The organism is Myroides marinus (assembly GCF_900109075.1).
GTDB classification, from domain to species: Bacteria; Bacteroidota; Bacteroidia; order Flavobacteriales; family Flavobacteriaceae; genus Flavobacterium; species Flavobacterium marinum_A.
The window spans coordinates 52,733-66,802 of the sequence record NZ_FNYS01000002.1; the positions used below are offsets into that span (position 1 = coordinate 52,733).

14 protein-coding genes are annotated in these 14,070 nt (G+C 36.5%); 9 read left to right on the top strand and 5 right to left on the bottom strand.

The features are described from left to right. Positions 1-31 precede the first annotated feature (31 nt). From BMX53_RS02575 to BMX53_RS02605, 7 genes are all read left to right on the top strand, one after another. Positions 32-802 (top strand): DUF3050 domain-containing protein, encoded by a 771-nt coding sequence (locus BMX53_RS02575; protein ID WP_074744483.1) that lies wholly within the window; start codon positions 32-34, stop codon positions 800-802. A gap of 66 nt (positions 803-868) precedes the next feature. Further along, on the top strand, positions 869-1,585 hold the full coding sequence (locus BMX53_RS02580) for a 3-ketoacyl-ACP reductase (RefSeq protein ID WP_038987186.1): 717 nt from the start codon (positions 869-871) through the stop codon (positions 1,583-1,585). A 156-nt stretch (positions 1,586-1,741) separates the two neighbouring features. Then, entirely contained in the window at positions 1,742-2,455 is a 714-nt protein-coding gene (gene mtgA, locus BMX53_RS02585; RefSeq protein WP_074744485.1) for a monofunctional biosynthetic peptidoglycan transglycosylase, read from the top strand. Between the two features lie 63 nt (positions 2,456-2,518). Beyond that, positions 2,519-2,983, top strand: a complete 465-nt coding sequence (locus tag BMX53_RS02590; protein WP_038987184.1) for a hypothetical protein — start codon at positions 2,519-2,521, stop codon at positions 2,981-2,983. A 177-nt stretch (positions 2,984-3,160) separates the two neighbouring features. Further along, a complete protein-coding gene (locus tag BMX53_RS02595; RefSeq protein WP_038987183.1) occupies positions 3,161-3,634 on the top strand; it encodes a Dps family protein in 474 nt (157 codons plus the stop codon). Positions 3,635-3,749: 115 nt separating this feature from the next. Further along, positions 3,750-4,361 carry a DUF1684 domain-containing protein gene (locus BMX53_RS02600; RefSeq protein WP_074744487.1) on the top strand — a complete coding sequence of 204 codons (612 nt, stop codon included), beginning with the start codon at positions 3,750-3,752 and terminating at the stop codon, positions 4,359-4,361. Between the two features lie 70 nt (positions 4,362-4,431). Next, positions 4,432-5,187 (top strand): SDR family oxidoreductase, encoded by a 756-nt coding sequence (locus tag BMX53_RS02605; protein WP_074744489.1) that lies wholly within the window; start codon positions 4,432-4,434, stop codon positions 5,185-5,187. Positions 5,188-5,250: 63 nt separating this feature from the next. Here the strand turns inward: BMX53_RS02605 and BMX53_RS02610 are convergent, their stop codons facing one another. The 5 genes from BMX53_RS02610 to BMX53_RS02630 form a co-directional block, all read right to left on the bottom strand. After that, positions 5,251-7,356, bottom strand: a complete 2,106-nt coding sequence (locus tag BMX53_RS02610) for a prolyl oligopeptidase family serine peptidase (protein WP_083394380.1) — start codon at positions 7,354-7,356, stop codon at positions 5,251-5,253. 240 nt (positions 7,357-7,596) lie between these two features. Beyond that, the gene (locus BMX53_RS02615) at positions 7,597-8,127 is read right to left on the bottom strand and encodes a DUF4625 domain-containing protein (protein ID WP_074744493.1); all 531 of its coding nucleotides are present in this window, start codon (positions 8,125-8,127) and stop codon (positions 7,597-7,599) included. Positions 8,128-8,226: 99 nt separating this feature from the next. Beyond that, on the bottom strand, positions 8,227-8,559 hold the full coding sequence (locus BMX53_RS02620) for a hypothetical protein (RefSeq protein ID WP_074744495.1): 333 nt from the start codon (positions 8,557-8,559) through the stop codon (positions 8,227-8,229). Between the two features lies 1 nt (position 8,560). Continuing rightward, complete coding sequence (locus BMX53_RS02625; protein ID WP_074744497.1) at positions 8,561-10,927, bottom strand: TonB-dependent receptor; 2,367 nt, start codon at positions 10,925-10,927, stop codon at positions 8,561-8,563. A gap of 75 nt (positions 10,928-11,002) precedes the next feature. Then, positions 11,003-11,377, bottom strand: a complete 375-nt coding sequence (locus BMX53_RS02630; RefSeq protein WP_074744499.1) for a hypothetical protein — start codon at positions 11,375-11,377, stop codon at positions 11,003-11,005. 205 nt (positions 11,378-11,582) lie between these two features. On the opposite strand from BMX53_RS02630, the gene BMX53_RS02635 reads away from it, so the two are divergent. Next, a complete protein-coding gene (locus BMX53_RS02635) occupies positions 11,583-12,773 on the top strand; it encodes an aromatic amino acid transporter (protein WP_074744501.1) in 1,191 nt (396 codons plus the stop codon). Positions 12,774-12,896: 123 nt separating this feature from the next. Continuing rightward, entirely contained in the window at positions 12,897-14,069 is a 1,173-nt protein-coding gene (locus BMX53_RS02640) for a BamA/TamA family outer membrane protein (protein ID WP_038987172.1), read from the top strand. The last annotated feature ends 1 nt before the right edge of the window (position 14,070 follow it).

Here is a 14,070-nt window from a genome sequence, read left to right on the forward strand (position 1 = left end):
CTTTTTTACTTTTGTGACAAATTTAGAAGATATGACTATTCAAGAAATCAATGCACAGATAGCTGAAGAAAGAAATGCGTTACTTCAACATCCACTTTACAACAAGATAAAGACTATACCAGACTTATGCGCCTTTATGGAAGGACATGTATATGCTGTATGGGATTTTATGTCACTGCTTAAAGCATTACAGCAGCAATTGACTTGTACTACTACACCATGGTTCGCATCAGAATTTCCTCAGACGCGTTACTTGATTAATGAAATAGTTCTAGCAGAAGAGTCTGACTTAGCCTATGACGGACAGCGTCTAAGCCACTTCGAGATGTACCTAGACGCGATGATAACAGCTAATGCTAACACTACTGCTATCACAGCGCTTATCAATGATCTTAAGAGTGGTACACCAATCTTCGAAGCAATACAAAAAACAAACCTAGATAGTGGAATAAAAGAATTCTTAAACTTCACCTTTAAGACTATTGAGGGAGGTAAAGCTCATGAGATAGCTGCTGCCTTTACTTTTGGGCGTGAAGACTTAATCCCTTCTATGTTCACAGAGATCTTAAAAGGTTTTCAACAAAACTTCCCTGAGACAGACCTAACGAAGCTAGTATACTACTTCGAACGTCATATCGAACTAGATGGAGATGAGCACGGACCGATGGCGATGAAGATGATATCTGAGCTATGTGGTGATGACCAACAGAAGTGGAATGATGTCGTGATAGTATCTAAAGAGGCACTAGTGAAACGATACAATTTATGGAACTCTATCGAAAAATTTATCGATAAAAAATAAGTTTAACATTAAGGAAATACTAAATACCCAATTATTTATATATCTTTACGTAAAAGCATAAAAAACATGAAATTGAAAGGTAAAAACGCAATTATCACAGGTGGTGGAAGAGGATTAGGTAAAGCTACAGCAATAGCTTTCGCTCAAGAAGGGATAAACGTAGCTATTACTGGTAGAAACGAAAAAACATTACAAGCTACTGTAGCTGAGTTAGAATCATTAGGAGTTAAAGCAACTTATGCTGTATTCGATGTGACTGATAAAGCAAAGGTAAAAACGGAAGTAGCTAACTTAATAAACACATTAGGTGGAGTAGATATATTAGTGAACAATGCTGGTATATCAGAGTTCGGAAAATTTACAGATATGTCTGCTGAGCGTTGGGAAGAGATCTTACTAACTAACGTGATGGGAGTATATAATGTGACTAGAGAAGTACTACCTCATCTAATCGATCAGAACGAAGGAGATATCTTTAACGTAGCTTCTACAGCTGGTCTAAACGGAAATGCAACTACGTCTGCGTATTCTGCTTCTAAGTTTGCAGTAATCGGGATGTCTGAGTCACTGATGAAAGAGGTGCGTAAGAACAACATCAGAGTATGTACACTTACACCTAGTACTATCGCATCAGATATGTCTATCGAATTAGGGCTTACAGATGGTAACCCTGATCATATACTACAGCCAGAGGACTTCGCAGAGCTTATCGTAGCTACATTGAGATTACCACGAAGAGCAATGGTCAAAACGGCATCGCTGTGGACGACTAATCCTCAATAATTTAAGGGGAGAGACGGAGCCGTCTATTTTTCTTATTACTTATTATGATTACAACCTAAACTCGCTAGCCTAGCGAGTTTTTTATTGTCTATAATTTTTTATTTGTGAATGAGAATTTTAATTACTTTTGCTCCGTTTTAAAATCAATCTTTCGTCATGATACGAAAAATATTTAGATTTATTCTTAAGGCTATCCTAGCCTTTTTTGTACTGAGTATTTGCTCAGTAGTATTCTTTCGATTTGTCCCAATACCTTATACTCCGCTGATGTTTATCAGACTCTATGACCAAGTCAAAGAGGACAAACCTCTAACGCTAAAGCATAAGTGGGTACCTATGGAGGATATAAGTATCAATCTACAGAAAGCTGTAATCGCTAGTGAAGACGGTACGTTTATCCAGCACAATGGCTTTGACTTTAAAGCTATCAAAAAGGCAATGAAGAACAATGAGAAGGGCAAGAAGATAAAAGGTGGTAGTACTATCTCACAGCAGACTGCTAAGAACGTGTTCTTATGGCCAGGGCGTAGCTATATCCGCAAAGGCTTTGAGGCATACTTCACTGTGCTGATAGAATTAATTTGGCCTAAGGAAAGAATCTTAGAAGTCTATCTAAATAGTATAGAGATGGGTGATGGTATCTACGGTGCTCAGGCTGCATCTGAATACTGGTATAAGAAGGATGCGAAGAACTTAAGTCCTAGAGAAGCTGCTGGTATAGCAGTGATATTACCTAGTCCGCGCAGATATAAAGCGAATAACTCTGGACCGTATATTAATAGCCGTAAAAACACCATCACTAGATATGTGAATAACTTCGGACCACTTAAGTTTAAAGAGGAGCCGAAAGAAGGTAAAAAGAAAAAATAGGTAAAAAACACAATAGTTTAACTATTTTTTTCTAACTTTGATAGACACTAAAATTGATTTACTATGAAAAAAGTATTGTTATCATTCGCAGTAGTAGGATTATTATTCGCTACTTCATGTAAGGACACTAAAACGGAAGAAACTGCTCCAGCAACTGAAAACACTGAGGCTACAACTGAGGAAACTCCTGAGTTAACTAAATTCGAAGCTGCGAAAGCAGAAGCTGAAACTAAACTAGCTGAGGCTAAAGCTAAAGTACAAGAGGCTATCGAAAAAGGAGACAAAAAAGCTCAAGAAGAAGCTCAGAAAGCTCTAGATGCTGCTCAAAAAACTTGGGATGAGGCTAAAGTTAAATTCGAAGAGGTAAGCGAAAAAACTGGTAAAGCAGTAGAGGAAGCTAAAGAAGCTACTCAAGAGAAAGTAGCTGATGCTAAAGAGGCTGTAAAAGAAGCTAAAGAAGCAACTCAAGAAAAAGCTGCTGAAGTAAAAGACGCTGTGAAAGAAGCAGCTGATAAAATTAAAAAATAGTATTTAAGCAATACAGAGAAAGGAGTTCGAAAGAGCTCCTTTTTTTATTTGTGCTTATGTCATACTATAGATTTTCAATAAAACTTTTCGATAGTTTTATAAACATAAACAATTGTAGTACAATGTAATTAATCATACATTTTCGTAAATTTACATTGTAATAAAAATTAAGAAACTATGAAAACAAATATCGGATTAACAGACAACGCACGTCAATTCAATGCAGAAGTATTATCTAAATTATTAGCAGATGAGTTTATCTTATATACTAAAGCTAGAAATGCTCATTATAATGTAACTGGTGTAGACTTCCACTCTAAACACGTGTACTTCGAAGAATTATATACTGAATTAGCAGTAAATGTGGATGCAGTAGCTGAACGTATCAAAACATTAGGTCACTATGCTCCTTCTTCATTAAAAGATTACTTAAAACTTACTCACTTAACAGAAGAGAGATCTACTGATAGTACTGATAGTAAATCATGGATCAGTGAGTTATTAATAGATTACGAAATCATCGTTAGCTTCATTAGACAAAATATAGATGCTATCGAAGAATCAAATGATAAGAGTACTGCAGACTTCTTAATCGGTCTGATGGAGGCTCACGAAAAAACAGCGTGGATGTTACGTTCACACTTAGGATAATTAGTGAAACAACATAGTTCTTAGGTTGTGCATTAGCTCAATCTGGGATAATAACAAGGTTTGCCTTTCTCGGGCAAACCTTTTTTGTTACTTTTACTTCAAACAACAATCTATTATGAAAAAATTAGTTGCCGTAGCGCTTATCGCTCTTTTCGGAATCAGCTGTAGCAATAATACTCCAGCTAATGAATCTGAAAAGGCTGTCCTGTTTCAAAAGAATATGAACAAAGAGTTTAGTGACTCTGATACTTCTCCTCTACCTAAAGATGCTTTAAAGAAATTTAAAGAGCTTGATTTCTTCCCTATAACAGAAGATTTTGTCTTAGAGGGTAAACTAGTACGTACACCAGACGAAAAGCCTTTTGAGATGCCTACGACTACGTCTAGAAGACCTACTTATAAGAAGTTTGGGGAGGTTAGCTTCACTCTTTCGGGTAAAGAATTTAAAGTAGATGTGTTCCAAGACTTAACTCTGCAAGGCAAACCTGAATATGTTAATAGATTATTCCTACCATTTACAGATCTTACATCAGGTGTGACTACTTATGGTGGTGGTCGATACCTAGACTTAGAGATACCTGAGGGGGATACTATCACACTTAACTTTAATCTAGCGTATAATCCATACTGTGTATATAATCCTAAGTTCTCTTGCCCGATTCCGCCAGAACAGAACTTTATCAATGCGGATATCAATGCTGGAGTGAAAGATTATAAGTACGAATAATAACAAGAGCAAGAAACGGATTGTGAAGGGATAAGAGTCATCATACTTTTGAGTTTTAAATCAATTAGAAATGAAACTAAAAGGTAAAATAGCACTTATCACTGGAGCAACTAGTGGTATCGGTAAGGCTACTGCTCAATTATTACATCAAGAAGGAGCTCAAGTAGTAATCACTGGAAGGAATAAAGAAACTGTAGAAAGTACTGCTAAAGAAATAGGTAGTAACACGATAGGTATCGTGTCAGATGCAGGTAAAATGACAGATATTATGACTCTAGCTAGTCAATTAAAGCAATACGTCACTCATCTAGATATAGTCTTCGTCAATGCAGGTTTTGGCAAATATGCTCCTTTAGAATACATAGATGAAGTGCACTACAATGAGATGTTCGATACAATCGTGAGAGGTACGCTATTCACAGTACAACAGGCACAACCGCTTATGTCTAACAATGGGGCTATCATACTTAACACCTCAATAGTAACTGAAGTAGGAATGCAGAATTCTAGTGTGTACTCTGCTGCAAAAGCTGCAGTACAGTCCTTCACTAAGACATTTGCTGCAGAACTTATCAGCAAGGGAATAAGAGTAAATGCTGTATCTCCAGGTCCGATACAGACTAACTACTTTGACAGATCTAATCTATCGAAAGAGCAGGTGGAACAGTTCACTACCTCATTTGCACCTCAGGTACCTATACAGCGCTTTGGGTTGCCGTCAGAAGTAGCAGAGGCTGTCTTATTCTTAGCTTCAGATGCTTCTTCATTTATAGTAGGAGCAGAAATAAGTGTAGACGGAGGGTTCCCTAAAATAAAAACAACATAATACAAATATAAAAGGCGAGTCAAACTATTGACTCGCCTTTCTTATATCTAGAATAAGGTATTCTTATTTTAGTTTCTTAACTCCCATATTGTATAATGTGAACGCTTGTAAGTCTACATTCTCTTGGATTTGTTGAGCTATAGATTTACCTGCGCCATGTCCAGCATTTGTTTCGATACGGATAAGCATAGGGTTCTTACCTGTGTTTTTAGCTTGTAACTCAGCAGCAAACTTAAAGCTGTGTGCTGGTACTACTCTATCATCATGGTCACCTGTAGTCACCATAGTAGCAGGGTATGCTACAGCCTTAACATTGTGTAATGGAGAATAACCTTTCAGGTATTCGAACATCTCTTTATTATCCTCTGATGTTCCGTAGTCATACGCCCATCCTGCACCAGCTGTGAATGTGTGGTAACGAAGCATATCAAGTACTCCTACTGCTGGTAAAGCTACTTTCATAAGGTCTGGACGTTGAGTCATAGTAGCACCTACTAATAGACCTCCGTTAGATCCTCCTTTAATAGCTAAGAAGTCAGATGAAGTATACTTGTTATCGATTAGGTATTGTCCTGCAGCGATAAAGTCGTCAAATACGTTTTGTTTTTGTAATTGAGTTCCTGCTACGTGCCACTCTTTACCATACTCACCACCACCTCTAAGGTTAGGTACCGCATATACACCACCGTTTTCTAACCATATCGCATTAGCAATACTGAATGATGGAGTTAGGCTGATATTAAATCCTCCGTATGCGTATAACATAGTTGGGTTTTTACCATCTAATTTAAGTCCTTTCTTATGTGTGATAATCATAGGTACTTTAGTTCCGTCTTTAGAAGTATAGAATACTTGCTTAGACTCGTACTTAGATGAGTCAAACTTCACTTTAGGTTGCTCATATACTTTAGAAGCTCCAGTAGCTGGGTCAAAAGCATAAATACTACCTGCTGTAATATAGTTAGTGAATGAATAGTAGATAGTCGCATCATCTTTCTTACCTCCGAAACCACTTACTGTTCCGATACCTGGTAATTCTACTACTCTTACTTTCTTACCTGTATAGTCGTATTGCTCTACGTAAGCTACTGCATCTTTAAGGTAGTTAGCATAGATATATCCTGCACCTGTAGTAGGTGTAAGTACATTCTTAGTCTCTGCGATAAAGTCTACCCAGTTCGCTTGTCCTGGATTCTTAGCATCTACAGTTACTACTCTAGTGTTAGGAGCTTTATAGTCAGTTACGATATATAGCTTACCATCTTTACTATCTAGTACACCATTGCTACTATCGAAGTTATTAACTAATGTTACGATAGGGCTATTAGCTACAGATAAGTCTTTTACATATAATTCGTTTCCATAAGTAGAGTTAGCAGCAGTAATCACTAAGTATTTATTATCTGCAGTCACATATCCACCTACGTAACGTCTCTTCTGGTCTTTACCGAAGATAAGTGCATCCTCTTTCTGAGCTGTACCTAACTTGTGGTAATATAATTTGTGTTGGTCTGTCTTAGCAGATAACTCACTTCCTGTTGGTTTATCATAACTAGAATAGTAGAATCCTTCGTTTCCTAACCAAGAAACTCCACTGAACTTCACATCTACAAGTGTATCACCTATAACTTTTTTAGTTTCAGCGTCTAATACGATGATCTTTCTCCAGTCACTTCCTCCTTCAGAGATAGCGTATGCAACTTTAGAACCATCTTCAGAGAAGTCAACACTTCCTAATGAAGTAGTACCATCTTTAGAGAATTGGTTTGGGTCTAAGAACACTTCTTCTTTACCAGCTTCATCTTTGCGGTATAAGATAGATTGGTTTTGTAAACCGTCATTTTTAAAGAAATAAGTGTATTTACCTTCTTTAAATGGAGCACCTATTTTCTCGTAGTTCCATGCTTCTTCCATTTGTTTCTTTAGGTCATCTCTGAATGGGATTTGTCCTAAATAATCAAAAGTAACTTGATTCTCTGCTTTTACCCAAGCAGCAGTCTCCTCTGATCTATCATCTTCTAACCATCTGTAAGGGTCAGCTACTTCTACTCCGAAGTATGTATCTACTACATCACCCTTCTTAGTCTCAGGGTATTTTAAATCCACAGTTGCTTCTTCTGTAGCTCCTTGCTTACAAGAAACTATAATCGTCGCAACGAGTAAAGTCATAAGTGTTTTTCTCATAAATGTTAAGTTAGTTAATTTAATATCAACCCAGCTTCTGCATTAAACCTCTCCTTTAAGAGTTAACTGGTCTGCTACATAATCTGGATTTTAAAGAATAAGTTAGTAAATATATCTATTAATTAATAAAGAGCAAGGAGGAATCCCCCTTACTCTCTATATATTAACATTATTTCCTATTATGTTACTCTATTTTCTATAATCATTTCGTCACTTTTGAGATTATTAATGCTGATGGTCGTGATCGTGATCTCCTTCTCCAGGATTAACGATATTCACAGTACGATATTCCATCGCTTGATTACCCACTTTGTCTAATACTTTTACTACAAAGTGGTACTCTCCTCTCTTAGCGTCTTTATCTATAACGATTTCGTGGTGATGTATGTGAGCATTGCGCTGTCCGTAAATATCATCCCAACTGTTTTTATACTTAAACGATTTGCGGTGTGCATTCTCTTCGTCATCATGGTCGTGATCGTGGTCATGGTCATCATGTTTAACCGCTACACTGTGTGTATGTGAGTGCCCTTCTGCTGAGTGTATATCTATATCGTATGAACCTAAAGCTATGTTATCTGATAAATCCATATCAAAGTGAATACTCTCTCCTGCCTCTAACTTAGCTCCCTCTTCTGGTGCATTTAGGACGATAACTGGCTTCTCTGTATCTATATCTCCATCACTCTTAAGACATGATGTGAATAATACACTACTTAATAAAATTACGCTTGCTATATATTTTAATTGTTTCATTTTTTAAAATGTTTTAAATCCAGATTGTGTTGATCTTTTTTATAAAACACAATCTGGAAATGAGTTAATGTTTTTGTTTCTACCTGTTGCAAAATGAGTTTATATAATCACATTTAACGGCGGTCCTCTTAACCAATAAAAGGGAAACAAACACTCTTTATAGCTGGCTACTACTTCGATTACTAATTCACTGTGTGCTTTCTCTATCCATAGTTCTACAGGTGCTACTATATGCGCTATAGCTGGTGAGAATTTACACAAGTACTGCTCACAATAGTGTATGGTAGTACTGTCTACGTACTCTAATTTAGCTGACTTCTGCCCAAAGTGGTGATCGATGATGACATAGTGAAGAGTATTGTTCAGTATGGGTACTAAGAATAAAGTACACCACAATGAACATACTAATGCACGTATGTTCTTATCAGTCATATTAGAATGGTACTTGTATCATCAATTGTATTGAACGTCCTAACTCTGGTATGCCTAATGGTCTATAGAAACTCGTGTGATTAAGGATCTTCGTATCAAACATATTGGTAATAGACAATGTCGTACGTGCCTTAAACTTACCGAACGCTAATGTAGATGATACACCTGCTCCGAAACTCTGACTGCTAGGTGTTATCTCTTCTCCCTGAGCAATGCGCTCTTGTTTAGCATACCACTTCCCATTAAAGTACACTTCTGACTCTTTAAATAGGTTGGTATCTTTAAAGCTGTATCTCAACTCTCCAAATACATTCATCGGTGGTGTAAATGGCAATGGATATGCTCCATTCTGCCCATTAGACACTTGCTGATTATAGATATACTCTAATACTGCTGATACATTTAGACGTTCAAAGAAGCGCTTCTCTACTTTCCATTCAAAACCTGTAATAATAGCTTCTGACTGTGTGTATTCATAAATCTGTCCGCTATCTGGTAGTATCGAAAACTTACCTGATGGTTTAAGATAAATGTAGTTAGAGAAATAGTACATGTATGGACTGAAGGTAGTGTTAAACGTTGATGTCTTAAACTCTGCTCTAAAGTCTAAAGCGATACCTTTCTCTGGGTCTAAATCAGGATTACCTTTCTCATGTCTGAAAGCTCCGTGGTGAACACCATTAGATGCTAACTCGATAGCAGTGGGGAATCTAAAGTTGGTGCCCACGGTAGCTCCAAAATTGAGGTTATCGTTTAAGGTGTACTTCGCTCCTATCATCCCGTTTATGCTAGTGAAGTCTCTGTTAGTAGTAGTACTTCTCTGTGCATACTTATTGGCTAACTGGTCGGCATACCCTTGTTCTTTCAAATAATCAAATAGATACTGGTCATAGAACGGTTTAACGTGTATACTAGCATAGTCAAAACGCGCTCCTCCTTCTAACGTTAATTTATCATTGACAAAGTACTCATACATCCCAAATACTCCTGTCCCTTGTTTATTATATTTAGGCAACAAGAATCCGTAACCATCAATGGTATTGTTCTGAAAATTCTGTTGTACTCCTAATGTCAACTTGTGATTGTTATTAAACAAATGCTCGTACTTCACTGAAGCATCCACTGTGTTAAGTACAAACTGTAGTTCTAAGTTAGGGTTAGAAGTAGGTGGCGCTTGATCATCAAAGTGTGAGTGAAACAAGCTGTGCTCTTGTCTTCTATTGTTTTGATAAGCGACCATAAATGTCCACTTATCCTGTACTGAACTGTCCCAAGTAGTCGTATTCACAACTTTAAAATGGTTTACATTCTGACGAGGGTATTCTATATTGCGGTGGTTGCCATCATCTGCTACGGCTGCTACATTAGGCAAACCGTGAGAGCCTGGAAAGAACCCACTCTTATCATAAACATTACTGATACTAAGGATATTCTTAAAGTTATCATCTACATAGCCTACTTGTCCATATAGAGCAAAGTTCTTAGAAGCAGTATTCTTCATTCTATTGCCATAGATAGGGATAATAGTGTTCAGATAGTCTATCTCTGATACAGGCACACGGTAATCTCCAGCGTCTTGTCCTGTAGCTTTAAACTTATAGAAGAACTTCTCATCTCTTCCTTTTACCTGCACAGATGCTCCATAAGAATCATTTACAGTCTTGCCAAACATAGTAGCACAACCGCTAAATGAGTGTACTTCTGGTACTTTCTCATTGTTAATCTTAATCACACCTCCAATAGCGTCACTACCGTACTCGATAGTACCAACTCCCTTAATCACTTCTACTTCTTCTGTACTAAATGCGTCTATCTCTAGCCCGTGATCAGCTCCCCATTGTTGTCCTTCTTGTTTAGCTCCATTCTCAGATACGGCAACACGATTAAACCCTAACCCACGAATAATAGGTTTAGAGGCTCCTGCTCCTATCTCCATAGCATTCACTCCTGGTACAGATGTCAATGTCTTAGCAAATGACCCTGAGAAGCTCTCTACTAATTTCTTATTAGTAACAACTTCAGTATTAGCTATAGTCTTCTGTCCATGAGTAGAGACTACTACTTGATCTAGCAGGGTATTGTCTTCTCTAAGGTGTAGGTCTAAATACAGGTCTGACTTTACATTAAGTAACGTATCTATAGACTTATATCCTAAATATTCTACTAATAATCGGTGCTTACCTGCTGATACAGGTATAGATGTGAACTGTCCTTTCAGGTCAGTCCCAGACTGTAAACCTGCAAAGGATACACTGCTCCCTACTAATGCTTCTCCATAAATATCTGATACTTTAGCTTTAACAACATACTGCTGCGCATAGGTACCAATAGAAGCCATTAGTGAAAGCACAAGAATAGATATTCTCATTTAATCGCTAAAAATTTAAATTGTACATAAAAAATCTATCTCATTACAAAGTGCGTAAGAGATCTAATCAATAATTTATGCTAATACAGGGGGTGCCCTAAGGGAAAAGAATACTTGAGAAAGTGGGATAATAGATAGAGATACGATGTCCTGAACCTCTTTAGTCACATCAAATGTGGTAAATTCTACAGATAGAATATCTGAAGTAATAGCAGGATTTAGTATCGTATCACAAACGAAACACTTGTCTAACTGACTGTGTGCTTCTTTAAAAGTTAATTGATCTAAGTGGTCACCTCTCTTTTCTGTGAAGTGAGCATGTGTACTGTGTTCTCTTTCGTACTCTACTGAAGAAACAATATGCTCATAACTATGCACAAACTGAAAAACAATGGTAAACATAATGGCTACCACCAATAATATTCTCGCTATGTTTTTCTTTGCTTGCATGTTGCAAATATAGACAAGAATGTAAGAAATAGACAATATGAATGATAATATTTAATAATTACTTCACATTATGTCTATTTTATGAGAACTAGCACTTAGTTTTTCTCTTCTTTATGTAATTGTAAGTCTGAACAGATGTGTTCGGTGTTGAACAAAGAATATCGTTTGTGTTTTATTACCTTTGTTTTTATAAAAATCATCAACAATGAATAGCAAACTTTTAGGTAGTATATTAATTATCGCAGGATCTTCTATAGGTGGAGGAATGCTAGCTATGCCTATCACTTCAGCAGGGGTTGGGTTCGTAGGAGCAACAATATTGCTATTTATTATTTGGTTTGCGATGTGCTATACAGCTTTATTGATGGTTCGTATCTATGATTTTAATAGTTCTAAAGATGGCTTTGATACCTTGACTAGAAAGTATGCTGGCTTTACTGTCAATCGAATAGCAGGACTCAGTCTGATGTTCTTAATTTATGGTTTGACAGCAGCTTATATGTCTGGTGGTGGAACGATCTTAAAGACTAATATAGATTTACTGTTTAACACTAACTTAGATGATCGACTGGCTGTATTGATGTTTTCAATTGTCTTTAGTACCATAGTTATTGTAGGAACAAAATGGGTAGATTGGTTTACCCGTCTGTTATTTGGGGCTAAATTGGTATTCTTAGTATTGCTAGTGGTTCTGATGACTCCGCTTATCAAATGGGCAAACTTACTACATATGCCTCTATCTCAAGGGTTAGTAATTATGTCTATTCCTGCTATATTTACTTCTTTTGGATTTCATGGTAGTATTCCAAGTATCGTTGATTATCTAGATGGTAACAAGAAGATGCTAAAAAGAGCATTTATTCTAGGGAGTTTATTACCACTAGTTATCTATCTGGTATGGCAAATTGCAATACTAGGTAGTCTAGATCAAACTGTATTTATGCAAATATTACAGCAACACTCAGAGGTAAAAGGTCTACTGCTTAGCATTAGAGAATTATCTGATTCTGCTTATATAGAGACTCTATTTAGTTTCTTCGCAGCAGCAGCTTTGGGTACTTCTTTCTTAGGGGTGAGTTTAGGATTATATGACTACTACAAGGATCTGTTTAAAGAAAAGAAAGCGAATGTGATTAAGCCATTGGCTGCAGTGTGTACTTTCTTTCCTCCTTTAATGTTTGCATTGTTCTATCCAGAAGGGTTTATTTTAGCTTTAGGGTATGCTGCTATTGCTGGAGTGGTGCTCGCTTTGGTAATACCTATTATTCTTTACTTAAAAGCAATGAAGTTTCACAATATCAAAATATCAATCTTACAATATTTCATTATTGGTTTTATATTAATACTTTCTGTACTAATCGTTTACGCACAACTATTAGTTGTAAGCAGAGGGTAAAGCTTAAAGAAAGGTAAAACTTTCTAAAAGTTAGTTAATAAACACCCAATGTCATTGTTTATTAATGTAGGTCAAGTCTCTTAAAGATGTAAATTATGTAAATTTGCATCCTTATATCACAATATGACAAAACACTACATACTATCAAAAATATTGGTTATCTTTTTAATAACCAACACAGTAACATTCGCACAAGAAAGTACGAATGTAATCGAACAAGAGGAACAACGGGATAGCACGGCTGTAAAAAAGAAATTCTTTGACCGTGTAGTTTCTTACTTTGAAGAAGCTAAAAAAGACAAATCTCAAAGCAAGTTTGACTTGTCATTTATCGGAGGGCCTAGTTACTCTGTAGATACAAAACTAGGATTAGGTATCGTAGCATCTGGATTATACAGAATGGATAAAGAAGATATGAGTCTACCTCCTTCTGATGTTGCTATTTATACTAACTTTACTACTAGTGGTTTCTTCTCTATTGGGGTCGAAAACACAACTATATTTCCTAATGACAAATATCGTTTTCACTATGATATGGCGTTTAAGTTTATGCCTAGTAAATTCTATGGTATTGGATATGATGCTGGTAACTTAGGTGAGTACACAAAATACGATGAATATCATTTAGGCCTGAAATTTGATATATTAAGACAAGTATTGCCTAATACTTATGTGGGATTGGTATTCTCTGCTCAAAATATTCAGAGTAGAAACTTTCAAACTGAAGAGGTAAGACCTGATACAGATAGCAAAGATACTGCTATCGGAGGAGGGTTTATCGCTTCGTATGACAGTAGAGATTTTATACCAAACCCGAGCAAGGGATTGTTTATTCAATATGAACAGACATTTTATCCTAAAACATTAGGTAGTAATAAGCACTTCGGTAATATCAAATTTACGACTCGTGCTTATAAACAGGTGTGGAAAGATGGTCTGTTAGCATTTGATTTAAACGGAGAGTTTAACAACGGTGATGTACCTTGGACAATGCTTTCTAAAATAGGTGGTTCTAGACAAATGAGGGGTTATTTTATGGGGCAATACAGAGATAGAAAACAGATTAATACTCAAATAGAATTAAGACAAAAGATCTATAATCGTCATGGTGTAGCTGTATGGGGTGGAGCCGGTAATGCGTTCAAAAATATGAACGAATTTGACTGGTCACATACCTTACCTACTTATGGTATAGGTTATAGATGGGAGTTTAAAAATAGAGTGAACGTTAGACTAGACTATGGCTTTGGTAAAGGACAAAGTGGGTTTTACTTTAATATCTATGAATCGTTTTAAG